Annotated in this window: 22 protein-coding genes; 14 read left to right on the forward strand and 8 right to left on the reverse strand. The window is 69.3% G+C overall.

Going from position 1 to position 25,938, the window contains the following annotated elements; genetic code table 11:
- Positions 1 to 139: 139 nt before the first annotated feature.
- A complete protein-coding gene (locus ACWEQQ_RS19795) occupies positions 140 to 1,813 on the forward strand; it encodes a PHA/PHB synthase family protein (protein ID WP_452349201.1) in 1,674 nt (557 codons plus the stop codon).
- On the opposite strand, the gene ACWEQQ_RS19800 is transcribed toward ACWEQQ_RS19795, so the two are convergent.
- A complete protein-coding gene (locus tag ACWEQQ_RS19800; protein ID WP_452349344.1) occupies positions 1,795 to 3,768 on the reverse strand; it encodes a heavy metal translocating P-type ATPase in 1,974 nt (657 codons plus the stop codon). The two genes, ACWEQQ_RS19795 and ACWEQQ_RS19800, sit on opposite strands and share 19 nt — an antisense overlap.
- A gap of 104 nt (positions 3,769 to 3,872) precedes the next feature.
- Here ACWEQQ_RS19800 and ACWEQQ_RS19805 point away from each other — a divergent pair, with 104 nt between their 5' ends.
- On the forward strand, positions 3,873 to 4,232 hold the full coding sequence (locus tag ACWEQQ_RS19805; RefSeq protein WP_452349202.1) for an ArsR/SmtB family transcription factor: 360 nt from the start codon (positions 3,873 to 3,875) through the stop codon (positions 4,230 to 4,232).
- A 51-nt stretch (positions 4,233 to 4,283) separates the two neighbouring features.
- Here the strand turns inward: ACWEQQ_RS19805 and ACWEQQ_RS19810 are convergent, their stop codons facing one another.
- A complete protein-coding gene (locus tag ACWEQQ_RS19810; RefSeq protein ID WP_452349345.1) occupies positions 4,284 to 5,615 on the reverse strand; it encodes a putative glycoside hydrolase in 1,332 nt (443 codons plus the stop codon).
- 123 nt (positions 5,616 to 5,738) lie between these two features.
- Between ACWEQQ_RS19810 and ACWEQQ_RS19815 the strand changes: the two genes are divergently transcribed.
- From ACWEQQ_RS19815 to ACWEQQ_RS19830, 4 genes are all read left to right on the forward strand, one after another.
- On the forward strand, positions 5,739 to 6,743 hold the full coding sequence (locus tag ACWEQQ_RS19815; protein WP_452349203.1) for a polysaccharide deacetylase family protein: 1,005 nt from the start codon (positions 5,739 to 5,741) through the stop codon (positions 6,741 to 6,743).
- A gap of 83 nt (positions 6,744 to 6,826) precedes the next feature.
- Positions 6,827 to 7,090 carry a hypothetical protein gene (locus tag ACWEQQ_RS19820; protein WP_452349204.1) on the forward strand — a complete coding sequence of 88 codons (264 nt, stop codon included), beginning with the start codon at positions 6,827 to 6,829 and terminating at the stop codon, positions 7,088 to 7,090.
- A 74-nt stretch (positions 7,091 to 7,164) separates the two neighbouring features.
- The gene (locus ACWEQQ_RS19825; protein ID WP_452349205.1) at positions 7,165 to 8,538 is read left to right on the forward strand and encodes an FtsW/RodA/SpoVE family cell cycle protein; all 1,374 of its coding nucleotides are present in this window, start codon (positions 7,165 to 7,167) and stop codon (positions 8,536 to 8,538) included.
- Positions 8,539 to 8,584: 46 nt separating this feature from the next.
- Positions 8,585 to 9,658, forward strand: a complete 1,074-nt coding sequence (locus tag ACWEQQ_RS19830) for an amidohydrolase family protein (RefSeq protein WP_452349206.1) — start codon at positions 8,585 to 8,587, stop codon at positions 9,656 to 9,658.
- 75 nt (positions 9,659 to 9,733) lie between these two features.
- On the opposite strand, the gene ACWEQQ_RS19835 is transcribed toward ACWEQQ_RS19830, so the two are convergent.
- Positions 9,734 to 10,546: a class I SAM-dependent methyltransferase gene (locus tag ACWEQQ_RS19835; protein WP_452349207.1), complete on the reverse strand. Its 813-nt coding sequence runs from the start codon at positions 10,544 to 10,546 to the stop codon at positions 9,734 to 9,736.
- A gap of 120 nt (positions 10,547 to 10,666) precedes the next feature.
- Between ACWEQQ_RS19835 and ACWEQQ_RS19840 the strand changes: the two genes are divergently transcribed.
- Positions 10,667 to 11,290 (forward strand): TetR/AcrR family transcriptional regulator, encoded by a 624-nt coding sequence (locus ACWEQQ_RS19840; RefSeq protein WP_452349208.1) that lies wholly within the window; start codon positions 10,667 to 10,669, stop codon positions 11,288 to 11,290.
- Between the two features lie 6 nt (positions 11,291 to 11,296).
- On the forward strand, positions 11,297 to 12,715 hold the full coding sequence (locus tag ACWEQQ_RS19845) for a sensor histidine kinase (protein ID WP_452349209.1): 1,419 nt from the start codon (positions 11,297 to 11,299) through the stop codon (positions 12,713 to 12,715).
- Here ACWEQQ_RS19845 and ACWEQQ_RS19850 read toward each other — a convergent pair.
- A complete protein-coding gene (locus ACWEQQ_RS19850; RefSeq protein WP_452349346.1) occupies positions 12,629 to 13,351 on the reverse strand; it encodes a response regulator transcription factor in 723 nt (240 codons plus the stop codon). The genes ACWEQQ_RS19845 and ACWEQQ_RS19850 overlap by 87 nt on opposite strands.
- A 95-nt stretch (positions 13,352 to 13,446) precedes the next feature.
- On the opposite strand from ACWEQQ_RS19850, the gene ACWEQQ_RS19855 reads away from it, so the two are divergent.
- Positions 13,447 to 14,160 (forward strand): phosphatase PAP2 family protein, encoded by a 714-nt coding sequence (locus ACWEQQ_RS19855; protein WP_452349210.1) that lies wholly within the window; start codon positions 13,447 to 13,449, stop codon positions 14,158 to 14,160.
- A 37-nt stretch (positions 14,161 to 14,197) separates the two neighbouring features.
- Here the strand turns inward: ACWEQQ_RS19855 and ACWEQQ_RS19860 are convergent, their stop codons facing one another.
- The gene (locus ACWEQQ_RS19860; protein WP_452349211.1) at positions 14,198 to 15,376 is read right to left on the reverse strand and encodes a cytochrome P450; all 1,179 of its coding nucleotides are present in this window, start codon (positions 15,374 to 15,376) and stop codon (positions 14,198 to 14,200) included.
- Positions 15,377 to 15,496: 120 nt separating this feature from the next.
- Between ACWEQQ_RS19860 and ACWEQQ_RS19865 the strand changes: the two genes are divergently transcribed.
- A complete protein-coding gene (locus ACWEQQ_RS19865; protein WP_452349212.1) occupies positions 15,497 to 16,318 on the forward strand; it encodes an SAM-dependent methyltransferase in 822 nt (273 codons plus the stop codon).
- 24 nt (positions 16,319 to 16,342) lie between these two features.
- Here the strand turns inward: ACWEQQ_RS19865 and ACWEQQ_RS19870 are convergent, their stop codons facing one another.
- Positions 16,343 to 16,747 (reverse strand): hypothetical protein, encoded by a 405-nt coding sequence (locus ACWEQQ_RS19870; RefSeq protein ID WP_452339196.1) that lies wholly within the window; start codon positions 16,745 to 16,747, stop codon positions 16,343 to 16,345.
- A 732-nt stretch (positions 16,748 to 17,479) separates the two neighbouring features.
- Positions 17,480 to 19,642: a terpene synthase family protein gene (locus tag ACWEQQ_RS19875; RefSeq protein WP_452349213.1), complete on the reverse strand. Its 2,163-nt coding sequence runs from the start codon at positions 19,640 to 19,642 to the stop codon at positions 17,480 to 17,482.
- A gap of 276 nt (positions 19,643 to 19,918) precedes the next feature.
- Here ACWEQQ_RS19875 and ACWEQQ_RS19880 point away from each other — a divergent pair, with 276 nt between their 5' ends.
- On the forward strand, positions 19,919 to 21,127 hold the full coding sequence (locus ACWEQQ_RS19880) for a UDP-N-acetylglucosamine--N-acetylmuramyl-(pentapeptide) pyrophosphoryl-undecaprenol N-acetylglucosamine transferase (RefSeq protein WP_452339194.1): 1,209 nt from the start codon (positions 19,919 to 19,921) through the stop codon (positions 21,125 to 21,127).
- 135 nt (positions 21,128 to 21,262) lie between these two features.
- The gene (locus ACWEQQ_RS19885) at positions 21,263 to 21,610 is read left to right on the forward strand and encodes a ribosomal subunit interface protein (RefSeq protein ID WP_364608230.1); all 348 of its coding nucleotides are present in this window, start codon (positions 21,263 to 21,265) and stop codon (positions 21,608 to 21,610) included.
- Positions 21,611 to 21,643: 33 nt separating this feature from the next.
- Here ACWEQQ_RS19885 and ACWEQQ_RS19890 read toward each other — a convergent pair whose 3' ends face one another.
- On the reverse strand, positions 21,644 to 22,525 hold the full coding sequence (locus tag ACWEQQ_RS19890; RefSeq protein WP_452339193.1) for a response regulator transcription factor: 882 nt from the start codon (positions 22,523 to 22,525) through the stop codon (positions 21,644 to 21,646).
- Between the two features lie 55 nt (positions 22,526 to 22,580).
- On the opposite strand from ACWEQQ_RS19890, the gene ACWEQQ_RS19895 reads away from it, so the two are divergent.
- Positions 22,581 to 24,218, forward strand: coding sequence for an AMP-binding protein (locus ACWEQQ_RS19895; RefSeq protein WP_452349214.1), 1,638 nt, complete (start codon positions 22,581 to 22,583; stop codon positions 24,216 to 24,218).
- The gene (locus ACWEQQ_RS19900) at positions 24,215 to 25,915 is read left to right on the forward strand and encodes an AMP-binding protein (RefSeq protein ID WP_452349215.1); all 1,701 of its coding nucleotides are present in this window, start codon (positions 24,215 to 24,217) and stop codon (positions 25,913 to 25,915) included. Before ACWEQQ_RS19895 ends, ACWEQQ_RS19900 begins: the two co-directional genes overlap by 4 nt.
- Positions 25,916 to 25,938: the final 23 nt, after the last annotated feature.

A 25,938-nucleotide genomic window follows, 5' to 3' on the forward strand; every position in this document is an offset into this window, starting at 1 on the left:
CCACATCGTTAGCGGCATTTCATGTTTCCCGGGCACATAGGTTTGCCCGCGCGGCTCTCCGACGATTGACAGGTGCGAGTCATCGTCGACCTTCGCCCATCTCATCGAACGTGAAATCGTCTCTCCCAGAAGGACTGTCATGACCGATCTGGATGTCTCCGCACCCCCGGACCTGATCCTCACCGAGGCCACCACCGGGATCGCCCGCCGGTTCCTGCCGGGGCGCTCGGGACTGAACCTGCTCCTGGCGATGGCACAACGGCCCCGGCGCGTCGCGAGCCGGGCGGCAACCCTGGGCGCGGAGCTGACCCGCATCGCGGCCGGTTCCTCCACGGTCGCCCCGTCCAGCCGGGACAAGCGGTTCGCCGATCCCGCCTGGACGGGAAATCCGTTGTTGCGCCGCGTGGTGCAGGCTTATCTGGCCGCCGGGATCGCCGCCGAGGGCCTGGTGCAGGACCTGCCCCTGGAGTGGCAGGATGCCGAGCGGATCAAATTCCTCACCACGAATCTCGTCGAGGCGCTCGCACCGAGCAACAATCCGCTGCTCAGCCCGGTGGCCTGGAAGGCGATCATCGACACCGGCGGCGGCAATCTCCGCACCGGCGCACAGCAGCTGATCAGTGACTTCAGCCATGCCCCGTTCATCCCGTCCATGGTCGATCAGTCCGCGTTCCGCGTCGGGTCCGACCTCGGCATCACCCCGGGCGCGGTGGTGCTGCGGACCCCGATGTTCGAGCTGATCCAGTACCGGCCGCAGACCGAAACCGTGCACGCGGTACCGCTGCTGATCATCCCGCCGACCATCAACAAGTTCTACGTGCTCGATCTGGCGCCGGGGCGCAGCCTCATCGAGTACCTGGTAGGGCAGGGCCAGCAGGTGTTCGTGGTGTCCTGGCGCAATCCCGATGCGCGGCACAGCAAGTGGGGCTTCGACGCCTACGTCGAGGCGGTCGCCGAGGCGTTCGACGCCGTCGACGAGATCACCGGTCACAGCACGGCACACGTGCTCGCCGCCTGCTCGGGCGGGCTGCTCGCGGCGATGGCGGCGGCCTATCGGGCCGAGACCGCGGGCTTCGACCAACTGGCCAGCCTCAACCTGCTGGTCACCATGTTCGACCAGGCGCGTGAGGACGCGTTCGGCGCGATGGTGGACGAGCAGGCCGCCGCCGCCGCGATCGCCCGCTCGCGGCGACAGGGCTATCTGGACGGCAAGCAGCTGGCCGCGGTGTTCGCGTGGCTGCGCCCGCGAGACCTGGTCTGGAACTACTGGGTCAACAACTATCTGCAGGGCCGCAAGCCACCGGCCTTCGACATCTTGTTCTGGAATGCCGACACCACCCGGATGCCGGCGAAACTCCATCGCGACTTCCTCGACACCGCGCTGGGCAACAAGCTCGCCCGGCCCGGCGGCGTCACCGTGCTCGGCACCGAGATCGACCTGAAGCGGATCACCGCCGATTCCTACGTGGTCGCGGGCTCGGCCGATCACCTCTGCCCGTGGACCAACTGCTACCGCAGCAGCCAGATGCTGGGCGGCAAGGTGCGTTTCGTGCTGTCGACCAATGGCCACATCGCGGCCCTGGTCAACCCGTCGGACAATCACAAGTCCAGCTATCGCGTTTCCGACGACAACCGCCTCGACCCCGAGGCGTGGCAGCGAACCGCCACCACCGAACAGGGTTCGTGGTGGCCGGATTTCGCGCAATGGCTGGGCGACCGCTCCGGTGAGCTGGTGCCCGCACCGGCGCATCTCGGTAACGCCCGATTCCAGCCGATCGAGGCCGCTCCGGGCAGTTACGTGCTGGACAGGTAGGAGGCGGACCGCTGCCAGGCCGCGCGGCGCAGCAGGCGCAGACCATTGAGGCCGACGATCACGGTCGAGCCCTCGTGACCGGCGACGCCCAGCGGCAACGGCAGGGTACCGATCAGGTCCCAGATCACCAGGACCGCAATGAAGGTCGCGGCGATCGCCAGATTCGCCACCACGACGCGGCGAGCGCGCCGGGACAGCGCGATGACGGCGGGGATAGCGGTGAGGTCGTCGCGCACGACCACGGCATCGGCGGTCTGCAGGGTCAGGTCGGAACCCGCTCCGCCCATGGCGATTCCGGTGTCGGCGGCGGCGAGAGCGGGTGCGTCGTTGATGCCGTCGCCGACCACCGCGACCCGGTCACCGGCCGACTGCAGCGCCCGCACCGCATCGACCTTCTGGTGCGGGAGCAATTCGGCGCGGGCGTCGGTGAGCCCCACCCGAGCCGCGAGCCGATGCGCGGCGCGGCTGTTGTCTCCCGTCAGCAGCATCGGGGCGGCCCCCGTCACGCGGGCCGTGAGATCGATCGCGGTGGCGGCCTCGGGGCGGAGCTGATCGGTGATCGCCAGCACTCCGATCGGACGCGCGTCACAGGCGACGACGACCGCGGTGAATCCCTTCTCCTGCAATGCGTCCACGGCCGTGCGGGCGGCCCGGTCCGCGTCCGGCGCACCCGGCCCGGAGCTCGGCAGCAGCGCCGCCGGAGAACCGACCGCGATCCGGCGCTGCCCGATCCGGGCGCTGACGCCGCGCCCGGGATCGGCGGCGAATCCTTCGACGGCCGGCAGCTGCTGCCCCGCGGCGCGGGCCGCACGCACGATGGCCGCCGCGAGCGGGTGCTCACTGTCGAATTCGGCGGCCGCCGCCAGCCGCAGCACCTCCGGCTCGCTGAATTCCGGATCGACACTGCGGATTTCGTCGACGTGCGGGGCGCCCCGGGTCAGCGTCCCGGTCTTGTCGAAGGCGACCCGCGTGGTCACGCCCAGCCGCTCCATGACCACGGCCGACTTGACCAGCACGCCGTGCCGGCCGGCATTGGCGATGGCGGCCAGCAGGGGCGGCATGGTGGCCAGCACCACCGCGCACGGGGAGGCCACGATCATGAAGGTCATGGCGCGCAACAGGGCTCGCTGCAGCGGGTCGCCGAGGGCGAGGGGAATCGCGAACACCGCCAGGGTCACCGCGACCATGGCGAGGGAGTACCGCTGCTCCACCTTCTCGATGAACAGCTGTGTGCGTGCCTTGGTGTGCCCGGCCTGTTCGACGAGGACGGCGATGCGCGCCACCACCGAGTCCTCGGCACGGCGATCCACCCGGAGCCGCAGTGCCCCGGTGCCGTTCAGGGTGCCGGCGAACACCTCGTCGCCGGCGGTCTTGTCCACGGGCAGCGGTTCGCCGGTGATGGTGGCCTGATCCACTTCGCTGCCGCCGTCGATCACGGTGGCGTCGGCGGCGATTCGCTCGCCGGGGCGGACCAGGACCACATCGCCGATGTTCAGGTCGGCGGCGCGCACGGTCTCCTCACCGGTGACGGTGAGCCGGGTCGCGGTCTCGGGCGCGAGGTCGAGCAGGCCGCGCACCGAATCCTCGGTCCGCGCGGTGGCCAGCGCCTCCAGCGCCCCGGAGGTCGCGAAGATGACGATCAGCAGGGCCCCGTCGGTGATCTGCCCGATGGCCGCCGCGCCGAGCGCCGCCACCACCATGAGCAGGTCCACGTCGAGGGTCTTCTCGCGCAGCGCCTGGAGCCCGGCCCAGCCCGGCTCCCAGCCGCCCGCGGCGTAGCAGGCCAGGTACAGCCCCCACCACAGCCAGCTCGGCGCGCCGGCCAGCTGGGCGGCCAGCCCGAGCAGGAACAGTGCGAGGGCCACTGCGGCCCATCGCATCTCGGCCAGCTCGAACAGGCGGGTCCGGCGGACCGCCACTTCCGGCTGCGCGAATGCCTGCACCGGCGTCGCCACGACCACGACTCACCTCCATTGCTACCCCTGACGGCCGCGACGATACCAGAACACATGAAGACGTCTTCATGTGTATAGAGCTCCTCGAGGTACCCTCCTGTGTTATGGGACATGGCGTCGAGGGCCGCGATCGGCCGACGGCACGGCTGGACACCGAGGCCGCCACCCATGTCGCGACCACCCTGCAAGCGCTGGCCACCCCCAGCCGGCTGCTGATCCTCAGCGAGCTCCGCCAGGGCCCGCTCGCGGTCACCGAACTGGCGTCGTCGATCGGCATGGAGCAGTCGGCGGTCTCGCATCAGCTACGCCTGCTGCGCAATCTCGGGCTGGTCGTGGGCACCCGGACCGGCCGTAGCATCGTCTACAGCCTCTACGACAACCACGTCGCGCAACTGCTGGACGAGGCCATCTACCACAGCGAACACCTGCGCCTGGGGCTCGCGGACCGCCCCACCACCGCCTGATCCGGACCCGGTCGGCGGGGGCCGACCCGACGAGAAGCGTTGCGAGGCTGATCAGTTGGGCGCGAGAGCGCCGGGGTGGTAGCTGACCGCGGGGTTCCAGAGGAAGAAGCCGTTGTAGCCCGCCGCGTAGGTGGCGTCGATCTGTGCCTTCACCTCCGCGTCGCCGTAGGCCACGCCGAGGCTGAAATCCTGGAGCCACGGGATGATCTGGGCGTTGGTGCCCGCGGTGCGGGCGCGGAAGTCCTGCAGGGACCGGAAGATGATGTCGTAGGGCTGGGCGTTCGGATTGGCGACGTCGTATTCGCCGGAGTGCCAGTGGCTCGGGTAGAGCATCGGGGCCAGGAAGTCGGCATAGCGGGCCATGGACGGGATGTCCTGGGCGATCTCGTCGGGGCGGGTGGCGGCGATGCCGAAGACGGCCGCGCTCAGCGAGGCTCCGGCGTCGTGCACGGGTTCGCGGCAGTCGCGCAGGAAGTTGGCGATGGAGTCCGACGGCGATTCGGCCAGGCCCGGAAACTGCATGCCCGCGAGGTTGCCGTCGGGGCGGCGGATGTAGTCGTACATGACGCCGTCGAAGCCGAGCCGGGCCGCCTCGACCGCGAGATCCCGGTTGTAGGAACGGATTTCGGGGCTGGCGAAGTTGGTGAAGGCGATCGCGCCGTAGCCGCTGGAGTACGGCTGGCCGGACGGGTTCTGGATCACCCAGTCGGGGTGGCCGTTGTGCCAGGCCCAGCCGGCCAGGGTGGGATCACGGAAGGCGACGATGCGGCCGACCACCTTGATGCCCATGTCGTGCAGTTGCTTCAGCGCGGCCGGCGCGTCGTAAATCGTGGTGGCGGCACCGGATTCGCGTGCCAGCGGCACCTGCGAGTCGTAGCCGACCATCCCGTCCTCGTCCTTGATATCGAGTTCGACGGTGTCGATGCGGCCCTCGCGCGCCATGTCGAGCACGGCATCGCGCATGGGGTCGTAGGCCCAGGCGTAGGCGGTGACATGGACGGCCCGGATGCGCGGCAGTGCCACCTCCACTTTCAGCGGGGCGGTGACACGGTCGCCCGCGGCGCCGGTGGCCACGACGGTGGTGTCGAGCGGTGCGTGCGGTAGCTGGATCTCGAAGGATCCGTCCTTGGCCGGCTGGACGGACCGGTCGCCCACCGACACCTGCTTCGCGCCGATCGCCGTGCCGCGCACCGTCACCGGATCCCGGTAGGAGGTCGCGGCGGCCGTCGGGGCCAGCTCCAGGCGGGCCGGGCGGGTGTCGGCGCCGGCGGCCGAGGGGCGGCTGCGGCCGAAGACGAACACCAGCGCGGCGAGCACCAGGACCACGACCGCGCCGATCGCGAGCAGGGTGGACCGCCTGCGGCGGATCGACCGGAGTCGCATGAGCAACGTACACACCAACTTCCACTGACAGCTGTTGGCATCACTATCGCGCCTGCACGCAGGCGTCGGCCGTTTTTCGCCGAGATCACCTCAAAACCGTTGTCGCCGCGTAGCGTTGCGGCGATGAAGGCGTCGACGACGCTGCGGATGGTCGCGGCGGCGCTGCTGTGCGCGACCGCCACCGCCTGCGGAGCAACCACCGCCACCGTGCCGCGTCCCGCGGCCGTCACCGCACCCCCATCGACCTCGAGACCGCCGGATCCGGCCACGGTGGCCGCCAATGAGCTGGGTCGGATCCCGATCCTCATGTACCACCGCATCGAGGCCGAGCCGGGCAGCGAATACGACCAGACGCCAACGAAATTCACCGCCGAGCTGGACCGCCTCTACACCGACGGCTACCGCCCGATCACCATCGCCCAGTATCTGGCGGGCGCCATCGACCTACCCGCGGGCACCCACCCGGTGGTTCTCACCTTCGACGACTCCACCCGAACCCAGCTCACCCTCGGCGATTCCGGCGACCCCACCCCCGACTGCGCGGTCGGCCTGCTCGAGCAATTCCATTCCCGCCACCCGGATTTCGCCGCTACCGCCACCTTCTACGTCAACAACGAGCCGTTCGGCGACGACCCCCGCGCCCTGGCCTGGCTGGTCCGCCACGGCTACGACATCGGCGCCCACACCGCCACCCATCCCAACCTGGCGCATCTGTCCCCCACCGACGTTCAGCGCGAACTGGTCCAGAACGTCCGCGCCATCGCGACCGCCGCGCCCGGCACGGTCGTCCACTCCATGGCCCTGCCCCTGGGCGTCTACCCCGCCGACCACGCCCTCGCCACCTCCGGCACCTGGGACGGCACCCCGTACACCTTCGACGCGGTCCTCCTCGTCGGCGCCGACCCCGCCCCTTCCCCGTTCGCCGGCGCCCTCGACCCGACCGGCCTCCCCCGAATCCGCTCCGGCCGCACCACGGTTCCCTTCGACTCCACCTACTGGCTCGACTGGTTCGCGGCGAACCCCACCGCCCGCTACACCTCCGACGGCGACCCCGCCCACCAGTCCTTCCCCCGCGCCCTCGCGGACCAGCTCTCCCCTCGCTTCTCCGCCACCGCCCACCCCTACTGATCCGGCTGACGCTCCCGGAACCCGATTCGGTGCGATGACCACCCGATTCGGTGCGATGACGCGGCCGCCGGTCATGTGCCACGGTGGACACCGTGTTCGGCGAACGTGTGGCGAGAATGCGGTGGCGGCCCGGCTCCGGCCGGCTGGTGACCATCATGGCGGTCTGTTTCGGACTCACCGTGGTGATCACGCGGCTGTATCTGATGGCCGCTGGCATTCTGTCGCTGACCGTGGTGAATGTACTGGCCAGTTACTTCAGCCAATTCCTCACCGTTTTCACCGCCATAGCCGAAGCACTACTGCTTTGGCTCCTCATCCGCTACCGCACGCGATACTGTTCGGTGTGAGCGCATTTCGGCACAGCCCTCCCCCGGCAAGGTCGAGAGGGCGAGTTCCGCGCAATGCCGAGTTGCTACTCTGCGTGGCCGCGCTGGCCCTGATCGCCTTCGCCTACCTGGCCATGACCTCGGCCACCGGCAATGGCTTCGACGGCCAGAGTGTCCGCGCGCTCGCCGTTTTCACGGTCTTCGTGCTGGTCACCCATCTGGCCGTGCGCCGCTGGGCGCCCGCCGCCGACCCGGTGCTGCTGCCGTGCGTGGTGCTGCTCAACGGCATCGGGCTGGTGCTCATCGACAGGCTGGACCGCGCCGAGGTGGTGAAGGCCAAGAACGCCGGCGAACCGATTCCGTCCTCGGACTCGGCGCATCAGCTGATCTGGACCGGCCTGGGCATGCTGCTGTTCGTGCTGGTGCTGGTCTTCGTGCCCGACCACACCAAACCGGCCCGCTACGGCTACACCTTCGGCCTGGCCGGGGTGATCGCGCTGCTCGTCCCGGCCCTGCTGCCCTCCCGCTTCAGCGAGGTCAACGGCGGCAAGAGCTGGATCCTGATCAGCGGGTTCTCGATTCAGCCCGGTGAGTTCGCCAAGGTGCTGCTGATCATCTTCGTGGCCGCCTTCCTGGTCGCCAACCGGGACCTGTTCACCACCGCCGGAAAACGCTTCCTGGGCATGACCTTCCCGCGCCTGCGGGATCTGGCCCCGCTGCTGCTGGTCACCTTCATCGCGGTGCTGGTGCTGGTGTACGAGAAGAACCTCGGCTTCTCGCTGCTGGTCTTCGGCACCGTGCTGGCCATGATGTACATCGCCACCGGGCGGGCCTCGTGGCTGCTCATCGGCCTGGCCATGTTCTCGGTCGGCGCGGTCATCGCCTACCAGCTGTATGGGCACGTGCGGGTCCGCGTCGAGGTGTGGCGGGACCCGTTCGCCACCTACTACACGACCGGATATCAGATCTCGCAGGGCCTGTTCGGCATGGGCACCGGCGGGCTGGCCGGGACCGGGCTGGGCAGCGGGCGGCCGCAGGACGTGCCGTTCGCCGGTACCGACTTCATCATCTCCACCATCGGCGAGGAGCTCGGGCTGATCGGCCTGGCCGCCGTGCTGGCGCTGTTCCTCATCCTGTGCGTCCGCGGTTTCAGCGCCGCCCTCACCACCCGCGACGCCTTCGGCAAGCTGCTCGGCGGCGGGCTGGCGTTCTCGATCGGGTGGCAGCTGTTCGTGGTGGTCGGCGGTGTCACCAAACTGATTCCGCTGACGGGTCTCACCACCCCGTTCATGTCCTACGGCGGTTCGTCGCTGCTGGCCAACTACATCATCCTGGCGCTGCTGATCCGCATCTCCGCGGACGCCCGCTCGGCCCCGCCGCCGCCGACCCGGCCCACGCCGACGGTCCCGCCGATCTCGGACGCCGTGACCGAGCACGTCTCCCGCCGCCTGCTGCCCCGCCGGCGCTGACCCGAATCGCGGCGTCGCCCGGGGCAAAGGGGAGGAAGCTGGTTCGGTGACCTCTTCACGCTCAGCGAGCCGGACGGCGCTCGACAATGTCCGCGTCTTCGACGGCCGCGCGCTCACCGAACCCACCACGATCGTCATCGACGGCGACCGCATCGGCACCGACGACACCGGCGCCGAACGCCTCGACGCCGGCGGCGCGATCCTGCTGCCCGGCTTCATCGACGCCCACGTCCACATCCACGATGCGCAGACTCCCGGGCTGCTCGCCGCGCACGGGGTCACCACCGCGCTCGATATGGCCAGCCTCGCCGAGGTGGTGGCCGAGCTCCGGAACACCGTCGGCACCAGCGATATTCGCAGCGCGGGCATGGCCATCGTCGGCCCCGAGGGCATGCACGGCAGGTTCCTCGGCGAACCCGCCATCATCCGCAGCGCCGACCAGGCCGAATCCGCTGTCTCCCAGCGTCATTCCACCGGCTCCGACTACATCAAGCTGGTGCTGGAGGCCCCCGGCGACGGCGGCCCCGACGCGGCCGCGGCCAAAGCCGTTGTGGCCGAAGCCCATGCCCGCGATCTGATGGTCATCGCTCACGCCACCAACCCGGCCGCGTACACCATGGCCCTCGATGCCGGCGTCGACATCATCACCCACATCCCCGTGGGTGTCGCGCTGCCGCAGGCGGTGATCGCCCGCCTGGCCGCCGAGGGCAAGGTCGTCGTCCCGACCCTGACCATGATGGAGGGCATGTCCGCCGCCCACGGCGTCCCCGGAGCCTTCGCCGACGCCCTGACCAATGTCGGTGCGCTGCGCGCCGCGGGCGTCCCGATCCTGGCGGGCACCGACGCCAATTCCTCCCCCGGCGTGCCCATGAACCCGGCCTTCGGCGCGAGCCTGCACCACGAGCTGGAGTTGCTCGTCAGCGCCGGACTGTCCCCCGTCGAGGCCCTCGATGCGGCAACCGCCCTGCCCGCCGAGCACTTCGGCCTGACCGATCGCGGCGCCATCGCCCCGGGTCTGCGCGCCGACCTGGTTCTGCTCGACGCCGATCCGCTCGCCGACATCACGGCTACAACGCAGATCCGCGGCGTCTGGTCTGCGGGAATCCCGGTCCCCCGGTAACTTTCATAATCGGGGAGCTCCGGCTGCGGCCAACCGCGCAAACCCGCACTCGGAGCTCCCCCGATCCGGCCCGCGCTACGGCAGAGCGCGCGCGACGGCGCGAACGGCACGCAGCCGGCCGTCGGTGAGCGCCCGGGTCAGGTTCTCGATCTTCACGGGGAAGTTCGGGACGAAGGCCTGCAGCCCAACGGGATTCGGCGGGGCGGCCAGCACGGCCCGCATGATCGTGCCCGCCTGGTCGGTGAGGTCGTCCCAGTGGTCGAGGGCGAAACCGGAGCGCTCCAGGGTGGCGCGCAGGTCGTCCGGGGTCACCAGGTGGCTCTGCTCGGAGCGGTCGGCCCACGGGACGGGGAAGTCGGGGCGGGCGCCGGAAGCGGTGGTGATGTCCCAGATCGCCAGCAGGCCATCGGGATTCAGCAGCCGCCGCGCTTCCCGATACAGTGCGTCCTTATCGGCGATGTTCATCTGCACGTGCTGGCTGAACACCACGTCGAAGTCGCCGTCGGCGAAGGGCAGCGCGGTGACGTCGCCCTGCCGCACGGAGATCCGATCGTCCAGTCCGACCAGGCGATTGAGCCAGCGCGACGTCTCGCAGTAGTCCTCGGTCAGATCCACCGCGGTGACCCGGCATCCGTAGGCTTCCGCGACATACCGTGCGGTGCCGCCGATTCCGCTGCCGGCATCGAGCACCCGCGACGCCGGGGTGAGACCGGCCAGTTCCGCCAGCGCACCCGTGGCGATCCGGCCCATGGTGTGGAAGTCCTCGACCAGCGCCAGGTCGGCGAGCCGTAGCCGGTCGAGGTCGTGCCCGGCCGCGAGCAGGGCCTTTTCGATATCCGTCCGGGAGTTGCCGGAGGCGTACGGGGTATCGATGGAAATGTCGTTCATATCAGCACTTTCATTCGAAGGCCGGGTGGCAGACAGAATGTTTCCATTGGTCACATCTACGAGTATGCGAGCTCATGTGACCGTCGTCAACATCTCGGCCGAATGTGCAATCCTGGCGTTATGAGTCCAGCTGCCCCCGACCGCCGCACCACCTATCACCACGGCGCCCTGCGGGCGGCCCTCGTCGACGCCGGGCTCGCACTGGCCGACGACGGCGGACCCGACCGAGTGGTCCTGCGCGAGGTCGCCCGCACCGCCGGGGTGTCGCATTCGGCCGCCTACCGGCACTTCGCCGATCGTGAGGCCCTGCTCGCCGAGGTATCCCGCCGCGCTCGCGCCGCACTCGCGGCCGAGATGCGCCGGCGCATCGCCCGTACCGACGATCCGCGCGGCCGCCTGCACGCGGTGGGCACGGCCTACATCGATTTCGCGCTCACTCACACCGGCCTGTTCCGCACCGCCTTCGGCGCACACTCGCCCGCCGCATCCGATGCCGCCGACGAACCGGCCGACGACCCGCACCGCATCCTCGGCCAGGTCCTCGACGAGACGCAGGCCGCCGGACTCCTCGACCCGAAGCTGCGGCCCGGTGCGGATATCGCCGCCTGGTCGGCGGTCCACGGTCTGGCCGCCCTGCTGCTGGACGGGTCACTGCCCACCACCCGCGCCGACATCGATTTCGCAGTCGATCAGGTGCTCGGCCTGGTCAACCGCGGCCTGTTGGACGACCCGGCGCGCGGGTGACCCATGATGGGGGACGTGAATCGGATCCGGGAATGGTTGCGGCCCTCGCACTGGGGGTTGCGGATTCGGTCGGCCATCGCGGCCGCGCTGACCGTGGGCGCGGTGCTGCTGCTGGCGGCGGGCGCCATGCTCGGGCTGCTGAATCGGTCGCTGCTGCGGGAGATCGATACGGCGGCCGGCACGCGGGCCGAGACCATCGCCAGTGAGCTGACCCGGAATTCGGTGGCCGAGCTGCCGAATTCGCTGTTCGAAGCGATCGGGCAGATCGGAGTGGTGCAGGTCATCGACCCGCAGGGGCGGATCGCGCGGGAGTCGAACGCGAAGCTGTCGGCGCCGCTGCTGGACCCGGGGACCGTGGGCGCGAGAGAGACCGGGCGCCGGCCGGTCTCCGCGTACGACGAGGACCTGCGGGTGTCGGCCCACACGCTGTCCGCACCGGACGGCCGGTACCTCGTGCTGGTAGCCGGCGACAGTGAATCGGCCGAGCACGCGGTGAAACGGGTCGCGGTCCTGGTCGCGGTGGGCGGGCCCCTGGTGGTCGCGGCGGCCGCGCTGGCCACCTACCTGCTGGTGGGGCGGTCACTGCGATCGGTCGAGGAGATCCGCAGCCGGGTGGCGGGCATCGGCGCGGCCGGACTCTCGGAGCGGGTGCCGGTGCCGGTGGCGCGCGACGAGATCGCCCGGCTGGCCGAGACGATGAACGACATGCTCGCCCGCATCGAGGCCGGGCACGCGGCCCAGCGGCGCTTCGTCGGCGACGCCTCACACGAACTGCGCAGCCCGCTCGCCGCGGTCACCGCCGCCCTCGAGCTCGCCCGGGACCGGCCCGAGGTGCTGGACGCCGAATTGATCGGCGGCACACTGCTGCCCGAGACCGAGCGTATGCGGCATCTCATCGAGGATCTGCTGACCCTGGCCGCCGCCGACGAGAGCGGGCTCGACATGCGCACCGGCGATGTGGATCTCGACGATCTGGCCGGCGAGCAGGCCGCAGCCCTGCGGGCGCGGGGCGGCCGCACGGTCCGGACGGCGATCGAAGCGGTGCGGATCCGGGGCGATCAACCGAAACTGGCTCGGGCACTGCGCAATATCGTCGACAATGCCGCCGCGCACGCCCGCAGCACGGTGGCGGTGACGGTCCAGCGCGACGGCGACACCGCCCGGGTACTGGTGGACGACGACGGTCCCGGCATCCCCGCCGCCGACCGCGAGCGCGTCTTCGGCCGCTTCGTGCGGCTGGAGGCCGACCGCGCCCGCGCCACCGGTGGCTCCGGGCTCGGCCTGGCCATCGTCGCGGAAATCGTGGCCGCGCACGGCGGTTCGGTCAGAATCGGCGAATCACCGTGGGGCGGAGCCCGATTCGTCATCGACCTGCCCGTCGCCGGACCAGTCGGGGTCGACCATGCGGTAGCCGACGCCCCGTAGCGTCTCGATGCTGGTGCTGCCGAACGGCGCATCGATCTTCTTGCGCAGGTAGCCGACGTACACCTCGACCACGTTCTCCGGACCGTCGTAGTGGGCGTCCCACACGTTGCGCAGAATCTCGATCTTGGTCAGCGCCAATCCCTTGTGCCGCAACAGGAATTCCAGCAGCCCGAATTCGCGCGGGGTCAGCGTCAGCGCGGTCTCGCCGCGCCGCACCGTGCGCCGCGCCGGGTCCAGCACGAGATCGCCCGCCGTCAGCAGCACCGGCTGCTGCGGTGCGCGCCGGCGCAGCAGCGCGCGCAGCCGGGCGATGAGCACCACGAAGGAGAAGGGCTTGGTCAGGTAGTCGTCCGCGCCGAGATCCAGTGCGTCGGCCTGCTCGTAGTCGCCGTCCTTGGCGGTCAGCATGAGCACCGGCGTGGTCACGTCCCGGGCGCGCAGCCGGCGCAGCACCTCGTAGCCGCTCAGCCCCGGCAGCATGATGTCCAGCACGATCACATCGAAGCTGTCCTCGACCGCCGCCCACAGCCCGTCGGTCCCGGTGTGGGCGAGCTGCACCACGAACCCCTCCAGTTCGAGCCCGCGCTGCACCGTCCGCGCCAGCCGCTCCTCGTCCTCGACCACCAGCACCCGCACGGGCACCAGCATGCCCGACGATGCGGCCGCGGGGCGGCCCGGCCCCGGCCGGGCTCTCAACGTTCTCTCAGCGATGCCATGGCAACCTCGGTGGCATGCTGTCCTCACCCCCTGCCCAGAAGGAAGCGTCCACCACGAAACGGCCCGCCGGATTCCCCGGCCGCACCCTCACCGGCACGTTGGTCGCGCTGGCGCTGGCTGCCGTGATTCTCGTCCTGACCTGTGTGGTGGTCTGGTACAACGGCCCGGCCGGACCGGATTCCCCCTGGTTGCAGTGGTTCATCGACCAGCGCACCGCGACCTGGACCAGCCTCGCGAAGGCGGTCAGTGCGGCCGGGGACACCACCTCGGTGGCGATCTACGCGATCCTGGCGTGCGTGCTGCTGGCATGGCGGAAGTACTGGGACCAGGCGGTGCTCATCGCCGTCGCGGCGGCCGGCGCGGGGGCGCTGGTCTTCTTCGGCAAACTGCTCATCGCCCGCGATCGGCCCCCGGTGATCGACCATCTGGTCACCGAGACCAATCACTCCTACCCGTCCGGGCATGCCCTCGGTTCGACCGTCGCGGCCGGCATCCTGGTCGCGGTCCTCCTGCCGGTTCTGGCCCGCCGGATCACCCGCATCCTGGTGATCACCCTCGCCGTCCTGTTCGCTGTGGCGGTCGGCCTGTCCCGCCTCTACCTGGGCGTGCACTGGCCCACCGACGTCCTGGCCGGCTGGCTCATCGGCGCGTGCTGGCTCTCGGTGTGCCTGACCCTGCGCCCACACACCCGCCTGGTGACCGACCGCCTGCCCGGCTCGTTGCGCTGAACCGGACCGGCGGCGGCACCGCACGGAGGTGTAGGGCTCAGCGCAGCGTGACCGTGGTCGGCAGGCTCGCGAAGCCGCGGTTGTTGGAGGCGTGGATGCGCTGCAGCCCCGCCGGGTCGACTTCGAAATCGGTTACCCGCGAGGCGATTTCCTGCAGCGCCGTGCGCAGTTCCAGCAGCGCCAGGTTGGAGCCGAGGCAGTGGTGGCGGCCGCTGCCGAAGACCAGGGAGGCGGCGGTGTCGCGGTCCAGGTCGAAGGTGTCCGGATCGGCGAAGACCTCCGGGTCGCGGTTGGCGGCCCCGGTGAGCAGCAGGATGCGGGCGTCGGCGGGAATCGACACGCCGTGCAGTTCGACCGGTTCGGTGGTGGTGCGCAGCTGGGTCTGGGTGGCCGGGTCCCAGCGCATGGCCTCGGCGATCCAATCGTCGATGCGGCCGTCGAGGGCCTGCCGGCGCTGGTCGGGGTGCAGCCAGGCGGCATGCCAGGCATTGCCGAAGGTGAGCATGCTGGTCTCGATGCCGGCCCCGACCAGCAGGATCAGGACGCCGACGATCTCCTCGGGGGTGAGCCGGTCATCGCCGTCGGAGGCATCGAGCAGACCCGAGAGCAGATCCTCCTGCCGGGACTTGCTGCGCTCGATGGTGAGCTCGGTGTAGTAGCCCACCAGCGCGCCGATGGCCTGCATGGCCTCCGGCCGCAGATCGGTGGACTCCTCCTCGGTGTACATGATCTCCATGCCGAGCTTGCGCAGCATCTCCCGGTCGTTCTCGGGCACGCCGACCAGCTCGGAGATCACCTCGGTCGGGAAGGGCCCGGCGAATTCGGCCATGAGGTCGAAGCTGCCGCGTTCCAGCAGCGGTTCCAGCAGGCCGATCGCGATCTCGCGCAGCCGCGGCTGCAGCGACTGCACCCGGTGCGCGGTGAACGCGCGCGTGACCAGGCCGCGCAGCCGGGTGTGCTTGGGCGGGTCCATGGCGACGAAGGAGAAGAACCGTTCGGCCTGCGGTCCCCAGAAGGCCGGTTCCATGCGCAGGCCGTTCACGCTCGAGAAACGGTCCGAATCGCGGAGTGTGGCGAGCACGTCGGCGTGGCGCGAGAAGGCCCAGAAGTCGTCGGTGTCGTTCCGGTAGACCGGGGCCTCGCTGCGCAACCTGGCATAGTAAGGGTACGGATCGGCATGGACATCGAAATCGAACGGGCTGTAGCGCAACTGCATGACGAACCTTCCGGCGATGCTGCGGGGGCGGGCGCACGGCTCTGCCGGTTTCCGAAGGTACAGAGTCGCTACCGATCCGCAACTGGAGCTGACAGATTCAGACAGTAGCCGAAAAGGATTGTGAGCGTTTTGAACTCGGAATCAGCGGCAGACCGCGTCGACACCACCAAACCGCATCCGGCGCGCCGGTACGACTATTGGCTGGGCGGCAAGGACAACTTCCCCGCCGATCGCGAGTCCGCCGACGCGGTGGCCGAGGCCTTCCCGACCGTGCAGCTGTCCGCGGTGGAGAACCGCAACTTCCTGCGCCGCGCGGTCGCGTATCTGACCGGTGAGGCGGGCATCCGCCAGTTCCTCGACATCGGCACCGGCCTGCCCACCGCCGGGAACGTGCACGAGATCGCGCAGGGCATCGCCCCCGAGTCCCGCATCGTCTACGTCGACAACGACCCCATCGTGCTGGTGCACGCCCGCGATCTGCTCAACAGCTCCCCCGAGGGCCGGACCGCGTATCTGGACGCCGACCTCCGTGACCCGCAGCACATCCTGACCCATCCCGACCTGCTGGCCACCATCGACCTGAGCAAGCCGGTCGCGCTCATGGTGGTCGCGGTCGCGCACTTCATGACCGACGAGCTACGGCCCTACGACCTCGTCCGCCAACTCACCGACGCCCTGGCCCCCGGCAGCTACCTGGTCATGTCGCACGCCACCAACGACTACCTCGACGAGTACGACCTGGCCCGCTCCGCCGAGGCCAATGCCCGCAGCGGCGTGCCGTTCCAATTGCGTTCCAGCGCCGAATTCGCCAAGTTCTTCGACGGATTCACCCTGACCCCGCCGGGCATCACCGCGGTCACCCTCTGGCGGCCCGAGGAGTACCGGCCGCATCCGCGTCCCGAAGCGGTGGCCATGCTGGGCGCGGTGGGCCGCATTCCCTGATCCGGCAACCCGCCGCGCACACGGTCAGAGCCTGCCGACATCCTCGAGCACCCGCCGGGTCTGGGCGAACAGCATGCCCACATTGACCGACTTGCGGCACACCACCACCACGACCACGTCCTCGCGGCTCTCGGCACGCACGAACAGGTGGGTGAGGTTGTCGCTGTTGACCAGGATCTCCTGGAAGTAGTGGCGCTCCAACCGGATTCCGCGCCGCTCCTTCCAAATGTTCTCGATCATCACCACATTGCGGCCCTGGAACAGCTCCAGGGTGGCCGCGGCCAGCAGATCGAGGACCTCCTGGGGATGGTTGTCGACGGTCTCCACCGCCAGCAGCATCCCGGTGGCCATGTCGATGGCGCCCGCGGCGATGCATTCGGGCACCTCCGAGCGCAGCACCTTCACCAGCGTCGACACCCGGTCGGTCATACTGCCGGGGGCACCTGCATTGCTCGATATGTTCATTGCGTCCTCTCTGGTTTCCTCGGGGTGAGGGTTCGTGACCGCCGCGCAGCATGGGCTGCGGCGGTCGCGGCGGGAGCATGTCGCCGTCGACCGCGGCCATCATGGCCACCACCCGGAGATCGGCCAGCCCGGTGCAGGTGCGCGTGGTGACCGCGGCCTGCGCCAATTCCTGAACCAATTCCCTGGCGGATTCGCGGCCCAGCGCCAGCGGTCGCCGGGGTGCGGCGACAGCTCCCGTAGTCATGCTCGAACTCCTGGGAAATAGGCACGGCGAAATGAGGCGTATCGCAGCCCGGAAGCATCCGAATGTGAAAGTTGCACGTCTGGTTGACAATTCAACGGCGAATCGCACCGAACTCATCCACCGCGTGTGGGATATCGTGACAGCCCAGCAGTTTTAGAGCAATGGATTCCGGTGAATCGATTACCTAAGTCCCACGGCATCGCGCGAACCAGCGCGCAGGGAAACCAGCATCACCAGCGCAAGCGGTCCGCTATGTGCGCCACCTACGGGTTAAGCGCGCTTGACGGTTGCATCACGAAAAGATATTGCCGCGCAATATGAACCGTCCGGTCGAATTCATTTGTCCGAATTCGATTTATCGCCGCCCGGCACAACCGGCCGGCGCCAGCAGATCCTCGGCGGCCGAACCGGTCCGTGGCCGCCACAGCGCCGGGCGGCCGCGGCGCAGCGGGTCAGCGGCGGCCCGCCCGATCGGCGAGCACACTGACGAAGGGGCCGACCGGACCGGTGATGACCGGCCCGGGGCGGGAGGCCCGCAGGGTCTGCTCGGAATAGCGGCCGGTGCTGGTGTGCCAGTGCAGATTTCCGGCCATGTGATCACGCAGCCGGTCGACATGGCCGAGCAGCGCCGCACGCACCTCGCCGGGCAGCTCGTGGTCGGCGAAGAATTCGGGCAGCCGTTCGCGCGCGACGAGTTCGAACTGCGTCAACCGTTCATTGGCGAGATCGACGACGATATCGGCCGCATACTCTCGGGAACAGCCCAGGAAGGACTGGGTGAGATACACGAGATTGTAGATCTCCTCATCGTATTCGATCTCCTTCTGATACGAATAGAGATCGTTGACGAGGGCCGCGTAGTCGTGGGCCGAATTCTGCAGCTGCCGAACAATACTGGAGTCCGATATCTCCGAAATCCTTGGGTCGGCGGCAATTTCTGGCGAATACAGGGCATCGAGTGCGCAGAACAGCGGCCCACCCGAGGTCAGGCGTCGCTGCTCGAGATAGTCGACGGGATCGGGCAGCCGATGCCGAATCTCGTTCTCCAGCACACACTCCCAGCCTTCGAACAGCTCGATCAGGGCTGCCCGCAGGCGCTGCCGCCCCGCCTCGTCACAGCCGGCCGCGGTATCGCGCCACAGCGCGGCCAAGCCGTATTCGAGGGCGGTGAGCGGTGCGGGCGGGCTGCCGGAGAGCTGAATTGGCAAGCGCCGCAACTGATCTCGTCCAGATACCGACTCCCGCCGGAACACCCGGGTGGCCAGGTCGTCGGCGTAGGTGCCCCAGGTGCACCAGCGGGTGCGCAGCAGCAGCGCGGCCGCATCAGCACCGGGATCGAGCATGGCCATCAGCCCCGCGAAATCGGCGGCGGCCACGGTCTCGGCCGTCCAGCCGACCCGCGGATCCAGCAGTCCGACGGCCGCGGCCCACCTCGGCCCGTCGGCGCGAGCCAGCGCCACCTGCGGATTCATCGACACCGGATACGGCATCACCAGCCCGCGCACCGGCAGCGGTCCGGATGTTCGCGGCGGCGGACGGTGCTGCTGGAGCTGGATTCGCAACCCCGGCACGAGCCGGGCGGCCGCGCTGCCCAGCCCGGTCGGACCACGGTCGACGCCGCTGTTCATATAGCGGCTCGACCGCAGATGCCACTCGTGCCCGCCGGACTGCCAGTCCTGCAGGCCCCCGGTGTACCGCGCAACGGCCAGCTGTTCGGCAGGGGTGGCCGCGCGTTCCACGAACAGCTGCGGCACCTCGACCGACGCGGTGTCCTCGAACTGCTTCAGCCGCGAGGTCAGCATGTCGTTGGTCAGCTCCGCGGCCGCCTGCGTGGGCAGACCCAGGAACCGTTCCAGCACCAGCACCATATTGGCGTTCTCGCCCTCGACCCGGACCTCGCGCTCGTAGGAGAACAGGTCGTTGCGCAGATGCACTGCGTCGGAGAAGGTTTCGCACAGCACCCGCAGCGGCCGCTCGGCGGCGAAACGGCCGGGCACCTCGGCGCCGCAGGCGAACTCCACCAGATTGGCGGACCAGGGGGCGCCGCCCACCCGGCGGCGCATCTCGATGTACTCGACCGGATTGGCCACCCGGTCGCGGGCGATATTGTCCAGTTCCCAGAGGGATTCGACCATGAGGTTGTGGGTGGAGCGGCGCATGCGCTGCCGCCAGCCCGGGGACATGGCCGGCACGGTCCGGGCCCAGCAGTCGGCCAGTCCGGCCTCCGACGGCGTCTCGGGTTCCGGTGCGGGACAGCCTGGTTCGGCCATGAACAGTTCCAGGCGCGCGAGATAGCGGGTGGCCGCGGCCCGGTTGCCGGTGTACTTGTACTCGGCCAGGAACCAGTCGTCGAAATAGAAGACCCAGATGTACCACTCGGTGAGCAGTGCCAAAGCCTCGGCGTCGCAGTCGGGATGGGTGTACGCGCACAGCAGCGCGTAGTCCATACGGTCCAATCTCTCGGTGTCCCAGATGGGTTTGCCGTCGACTCCGAGCTCGCCGAGCATGCCCATGCGCAGCGCCCACGCACTGGAGTGCGCGCGGGCGTACCCGTGATGGGGATTGAGCCGGGCGGGATGCGGGGTATAGAAATCGGGCAGGGTGAAGGGCTTCAATTCAGGGCCCTCTCGCTGGAGGTTGTGCGCTCCGGTCGCCTGGGGGCGCCGGTATTGCGCTGCTGTTTGCGATATGTCGAAGGAACCGCGTCAGAACTCTCACTGCGACAACGTGATCAGCGTCACAATCATGGTAGAGGCCCGTCGCCGTCTCGCCAACACCTCGCAATCTTCTCCGACCGACCGGTACCTCCCGAACCGGCCGGCCCGCGCCCGCCCGAGATAGCCTGGGCGCTGCGCCACCCGCACCCGCCACCCGCACCAGGAGGATCGTCCATGCCGAATCCCGCCGCCGACCGCGCCCCGATCCTGCAGCGACTGGGCGACCGTGGCCGGGTGCGCGTGATCGTCGCCGGTGGCGGCACGGGTGGCCACACCTATCCGGCGGTGGCGGCCGTGCGGGCGCTGCGGGATCTGGCGGCCGAGACCGGGGCCGCGGCCGAGGTGCTGTGGGTGGGCGTGCCCGACAGCCTGGAGCAGCGGGTCGCGGCGGAGAACGACATCGACTTCGCCGGCATCAAGGCCGGCAAGCTGCGCCGCGACCGCAATCCGCTCAAGATGCTCAACAAGGACAATGCGCGGGATGCCCTGCGCGTGCCGGTCAGCGTCCTCACCGCCCAGGGCGTGGTGCGCCGGTTCCGCCCGGACGCGGTGCTGTGCACCGGCGGCTACGTGTGCGCCCCGATCGGCATGGCCGCCGCGCTGCGCCGGCGGCCGCTGGTGATCCACGAGCAGACCACCGGCGTCGGCAAGGCCAACCTGCTGCTGGCCCGGATGGCCGACCGCATCGCGCTCAGCTCCGAGGCGTCGATCGCCATGCTGCCCGCGCGCGCCCGGGACCGGGCGGTGGTCACCGGCAACCCGATTCGCCCCACCCTCACGACCGGCGATCCGGCCGCGGCGGTCAAGGCGCTCGACTGGGAGGGCTACACCCCCGGCCTGCCGACGGTCTACATCACCGGCGGCGCGCAGGGCGCGGTGCAGATCAACGAGCTGATCGGGCAGCTGCTGCCCGAACTCCTCCACTCCGCCAATGTGATTCACCAGTGCGGACGGCTCTCCTTCGCGCAGGTTCGCGACCACGCCGCCACCCTCCCGGTGGAGGTGCGCGGCCGATACCTGGTGCGGGAGTTCATCGGCCCCGAGCTCCCCGATGTGCTGGCGCTCACCGACGTGGTCGTATCCCGTTCCGGCGCAGGGACTCTCGCCGAGCTCACCACGCTGGGCAAGCCCTCGGTGCTGATTCCGTACCCGCATTCGGTCGGCGGCGAGCAGATCCGCAATGCCCGAATCCTGGCCGACCACAACGCCGCTCGCGCCCTCGTCGGCGACGATGCCACCGTCGCGAACCTCCGCACGGCTCTCACCGAACTCCTGACCGATGCCGGGACCCGCGCCGCCGTGTCGGCCGCCGCCCGCGCCCTCGGCCACCCGGAGGCCGCCACGGACCTCGCCCTCACCGTGCTGGATCTGGCCACCCGCTGAGCGCGGATCACGAAAAGCCGTACGCCGCTACGCGATCTATTCCACATGCCACTCTCAGTCGGAGTGGGTATGGTCGGAGGTGTCAGCAAGCCCTCGGTTATTCCGGGGCTTGCTACCCGAGAGATTGGAGATGCCATGCAAATCCAGGTCTTCGCCGACAAGAACATCGGCGGCGGCGCGATCGCGCAGGAAGCGACGGACACCATCGCTTCGATTCTGGATCGATTCGCTGATCACCTCACCCGGGTCGAGGCCCACATCACGGATGTGAACGGGCACAAGGGTGGTTCCGAGGACAAGAAGTGCAGCCTCGAGGCGCGGCCCAAGGGCCAGCCACCGGTGGCGACCACCCACCGCGCGGCCACCGCCGAGGACGCCTACACCGGAGCCGCCGACAGCATGGCTCACCTGCTCGACAGCAAGTTCGGGCGGCTGCATCACGCCAAGGGCGGTGAATCGATCCGCCACCTCGTGTCGGACTGAGTCCGGCCGCGGGCCGCTGCCTCGGACATTCGGTTACGGAAGGAGCCCGAGGCGGCGTGCGCGCACGACCGCCTCGTGGCGGTTGTGCGCGCCGAGTTTGGTCATGGCGCTGCGCAGATAGCTCTTGACCGTCTCCGGGCGCACCGAAAGTCGCTGCGCCGCTTCCAGATTCGTGCAGCCCAGCGCGACGTGGGCGAGGACGTCCAGTTCCCGGGGCGCGAGGCTCACCGCGTCGTCCGGGGCCGCGACGCCGGACACCAGGCGGGCGAGCTTCTCGGTCACCTCGCGCAGGCGCCGGCGGGCCGAGGCCTCCGAGACCACCTGGGTGATGCCGCGCAGTTCCGCGTGCAGATCCCGGAGTTGTTCGGTGACAACGGTATTGGCTTCGGCGACGAAGGCAATACCGCTCGTCGTGGACTCCCGCGCGAAGGACAGGCGCAGCCGCCGATCCACTTCGTCGCGAATGGCCAGTTCCGTCGCGAGCCGGCGCCCGGCCTGCACCATCTCGTCGGCGATGCGGTCGCCGATCACCCCCGAGTCCCGATTGGCCACGTACAGCACCGCCCGCGCCTCGCCGCTCACCACCACCGGCACGGCCACCACCGCGCGCAGGCCCTCACCGAGCACCGGGGCGTCGTAGTGGTGGGTGATGGTCGAGGCCGAGCGATAGTCGGACACCGAGCGCGGCTTGCCCGTCACCACCGCCGAGCCGCCCAGCCCGGAGCTGGGTGCGACGGCGAGGCCGCGCATGCCGTTGGTGCGGGTGCCGACGAACTCGCTGAGCACCAGCATGCCCGCGTGCACCTCGCCGCCGAAGACGACCGGAAGCTTGCTGGCAGAGGCGAGAGTGCGCAGCTCAGCACGCAGAGCGTCACCGTCGCTGGGGCGCAGGAGCCCGTCCGTGGCCGAGGTCATCGGTCAGCCCCTTTCGGGGGTAGTTCAGGGTGAGTGTGACGTAGATCCTACTGGTGTGAGCGAGAGCACGAGCTACACCTTCGGAGTCTGGGACGCTCCCCTGCTGGGCGAGACCATCGGCGCCAACCTGGAACGGACCGCGGCCGCGTATCCGGACCGCGAGGCCCTCATCGACTACACCACCGGTATCCGCTGGACCTACCGCGAATTCAACGCCGAGGTCGACGCCCTGGCGCTGGGCCTGCTGGCAGCCGGCATCGGCAAGGGCGACCGGGTGGGCATCTGGGCGCCGAACTGCCCGCAGTGGACGCTGATCCAGTACGCCACCGCCAAGGTCGGCGCGATCCTGGTCAATATCAATCCGGCGTATCGGGCACACGAACTGCGCTACGTGCTGCGCCAGGCCGGAATTCGGATGCTGGTCGCGGCACCGTCGTTCAAGACCTCCGACTACGCTGCCATGATCACCGAGGTGCGCCCGGAGTGCCCGGAGCTCGAGCAGGTGGTGCTGCTGGACAGCCTCGAATGGCGGAGCCTGAGCACCAGCGGCCGGGCCTCGAATCCGGATCTGCTGGCCGCGGCGCAGTCGGCGCTGTCCACCGACGATCCGATCAATATCCAATACACGTCCGGCACAACGGGTTTCCCCAAGGGCGCGACCCTCAGCCACCACAATATCCTCAACAACGGCTATTTCGTGGGCGAGCTGTGCGGCTACACCGAGCAGGACCGGATCTGCATTCCGGTGCCCTTCTACCACTGCTTCGGCATGGTCATGGGCAATCTGGCCGCCACCACGCACGGCGCGGCCATGATCATCCCGGCCCCGGCCTTCGACCCGCGCGCCACCCTGGAAGCCGTAGCGGCCGAACGCTGCACCTCCCTGTACGGGGTGCCGACCATGTTCATCGCCGAACTGGCCGATCCGGCGTTCGACACCTACGACCTGTCCTCGCTGCGCACCGGCATCATGGCCGGATCGCCGTGCCCGGTGGAGGTGATGAAGCAGGTCATCGAGCGCATGGGCATGCGCGAGGTGAGCATCTGCTACGGCATGACGGAAACCAGCCCGGTCTCCACCCAGACCCGCGGCGACGATTCGCTGGTGCAGCGCACCGCGACGGTCGGCCGGGCCGGGCCGCACATCGAGGTGAAGATCGTGGACCCAGCGACCGGGGTGACCGTGCCGCGCGGCGCGGCCGGCGAACTGTGCACCCGCGGCTACTCGGTGATGCTCGGCTACTGGGGCGAACCGGAGAAGACCGCCGAGGCCATCGACGCCGCGCGCTGGATGCACACCGGTGACCTGGCCACCATGGACGACGAGGGCTACGTGGCCATCACCGGCCGCATCAAGGACATGGTCATCCGCGGCGGCGAGAACATCTACCCGCGCGAGATCGAGGAATTCCTCTACACCCATCCCGACATCGTCGACGCCCAGGTGATCGGCGTGCCCGACGTCAAATACGGCGAGGAATTGATGGCGTGGATCCGGATGCGCCCGGGTACACCGCCTTTGACCGCCGAGAGTCTGCGTGAGTACTGCGCCGGCAGGCTCGCCCACTACAAGATCCCCCGCTATGTACACGTCGTCGACGAGTTCCCGATGACCGTGACCGGCAAGATCCGCAAGGTCGAGATGCGCGAGATCGGCGCGCGACTGCTCGGCCTGAACGAGGAGAACGCATGACGAACACCGAGGCCTACCGCGCCGCCCGCGACGCACTACTGGCCGTGTCGACGGACTACGACGCGGCGCTGCGCGAGTTCGAATGGCCACGGCTGACCGGCGAATTCAACTGGGCCACCGACTGGTTCGACCACATCGCCCGCGGCAACGACCGGCCCGCGCTGTGGATCGTCGAGGAGGACGGCTCCGAACAGCGGATCAGCTTCGCCGAGATGGCCGAGCGCTCGGACCGGGTGGCCACCTGGCTGGCCGGGCTGGGCGTCGGCAAGGGCGACCGCGTCGTGCTCATGCTCGGCAACCAGGCCGAGCTGTGGGAGGCCATGCTGGCGGTGGCCAAGCTGGGCGCGGTCATCATGCCCACCACCGGGGCGCTGGGCCCGGCCGATCTGAGCGACCGGATCGAGCGCGGCGGAGCGCGTTTCGTCATCGCCAATCACGGCGATACGGGCAAGTTCGACGAAGTGCCGGGCGACTACACGCGAGTCGTGGTGGGCGAGCCGGTATCCGGCTGGCACGACTACGCCGAAGCGGCGTCCGTCGAATCGGCCGGGCCGTTCCGGGCCGTCACCGAGGTGACCGATCCGCTGCTGGTGTACTTCACCTCGGGCACCACCAGCAAGCCGAAGATGGTGCAGCACTCCCAGATCAGCTACCCGGTCGGTCACTTGAGCACCATGTACTGGATCGGTGTCCGCCCCGGCGACGTGCACCTGGCCATCAGCGCGCCCGGCTGGGCCAAGCATGCCTGGAGCTGCTTCTTCGCGCCGTGGCTGGCGGAGGCGACCGTATTCGTCTACAACTACACGCGTTTCGACGCCGCGGCCCTGCTGGCGCAGCTGCGCCGGGCCGATGTGAACACGTTCTGCGCGCCGCCCACGGTGTGGCGCATGCTGATCCAGGCCGATCTGGGCGAGCGTCCGGCCGGACTGCGCGAAATCCTCGGCGCGGGTGAGCCCTTGAACCCCGATGTCATCGCGCAGGTCGAGAAGGCGTGGGGCCTGGTCATCCGCGACGGCTTCGGCCAGACGGAAACCACCCTGCAGGTGGGCAATACGCCCGGGCAGCCGCTCAAGCCCGGCTCCATGGGGCGGCCCGCACCGGGCGTGCCGGTGGTGCTGGTGGATCCGATCACCGGGCAGCGCGCCGAGGAGGGCGAGATCTGCCTGGATCTGGCTGCGGCGCCGGTCAATCTGATGACCGGCTATCTCGGCGATCCGGAGCGTAATGCCGCGGTCATGGACGGCGGCTACTACCATACCGGCGATGTGGCCGTGCGAGACGCGGACGGATACATCACCTATATCGGGCGCACCGACGACGTTTTCAAGTCCTCCGACTACAAGGTGTCCCCCTTCGAGCTGGAGAGCGTGCTCATCGAGCATCCGGCCGTGGTGGAGGCGGCCGTGGTGCCGCAGCCGGATGACACGCGGCTCGCGGTGCCCAAGGCATACGTGGCACTGGCCGCGGGATGGGAGCCGGACCGTGAAACCGCCCGCGCCATCCTGGAATACGCCCGCGATCACCTGGCGCCTTATCTGCGTGTCCGCCGGCTGGAGTTCACCGAGCTACCGAAGACGATTTCCGGCAAGATCCGCCGCGTCGACCTGCGCCATCGCGAGGAGCAGGCGCACGCGGCCGGCGAGACCATCCCCACCGAGTACCGCTACGAGGAAGTACTGAGCGACACCATCCGCTGAAACCGCACCGCCCCATGCCCCTA

It is taken from the genome of Nocardia sp. NPDC004123 (assembly GCF_053603795.1).

Coding starts and splice junctions, on each gene's coding strand:
- ACWEQQ_RS19795 (WP_452349201.1), top strand. CDS start 140: ATGACCGATCTGGATGTCTCCGCACCCCCGGACCTGATCCTCACCGAG.
- ACWEQQ_RS19805 (WP_452349202.1), top strand. CDS start 3,873: ATGGGACATGGCGTCGAGGGCCGCGATCGGCCGACGGCACGGCTGGAC.
- ACWEQQ_RS19810 (WP_452349345.1), bottom strand. CDS start 5,615: ATGCGACTCCGGTCGATCCGCCGCAGGCGGTCCACCCTGCTCGCGATC.
- ACWEQQ_RS19815 (WP_452349203.1), top strand. CDS start 5,739: ATGAAGGCGTCGACGACGCTGCGGATGGTCGCGGCGGCGCTGCTGTGC.
- ACWEQQ_RS19835 (WP_452349207.1), bottom strand. CDS start 10,546: ATGAACGACATTTCCATCGATACCCCGTACGCCTCCGGCAACTCCCGG.
- ACWEQQ_RS19840 (WP_452349208.1), top strand. CDS start 10,667: ATGAGTCCAGCTGCCCCCGACCGCCGCACCACCTATCACCACGGCGCC.
- ACWEQQ_RS19845 (WP_452349209.1), top strand. CDS start 11,297: ATGGGGGACGTGAATCGGATCCGGGAATGGTTGCGGCCCTCGCACTGG.
- ACWEQQ_RS19855 (WP_452349210.1), top strand. CDS start 13,447: ATGCTGTCCTCACCCCCTGCCCAGAAGGAAGCGTCCACCACGAAACGG.
- ACWEQQ_RS19860 (WP_452349211.1), bottom strand. CDS start 15,376: ATGCAGTTGCGCTACAGCCCGTTCGATTTCGATGTCCATGCCGATCCG.
- ACWEQQ_RS19870 (WP_452339196.1), bottom strand. CDS start 16,747: ATGACCGACCGGGTGTCGACGCTGGTGAAGGTGCTGCGCTCGGAGGTG.
- ACWEQQ_RS19880 (WP_452339194.1), top strand. CDS start 19,919: ATGCCGAATCCCGCCGCCGACCGCGCCCCGATCCTGCAGCGACTGGGC.
- ACWEQQ_RS19885 (WP_364608230.1), top strand. CDS start 21,263: ATGCAAATCCAGGTCTTCGCCGACAAGAACATCGGCGGCGGCGCGATC.
- ACWEQQ_RS19890 (WP_452339193.1), bottom strand. CDS start 22,525: ATGACCTCGGCCACGGACGGGCTCCTGCGCCCCAGCGACGGTGACGCT.
- ACWEQQ_RS19900 (WP_452349215.1), top strand. CDS start 24,215: ATGACGAACACCGAGGCCTACCGCGCCGCCCGCGACGCACTACTGGCC.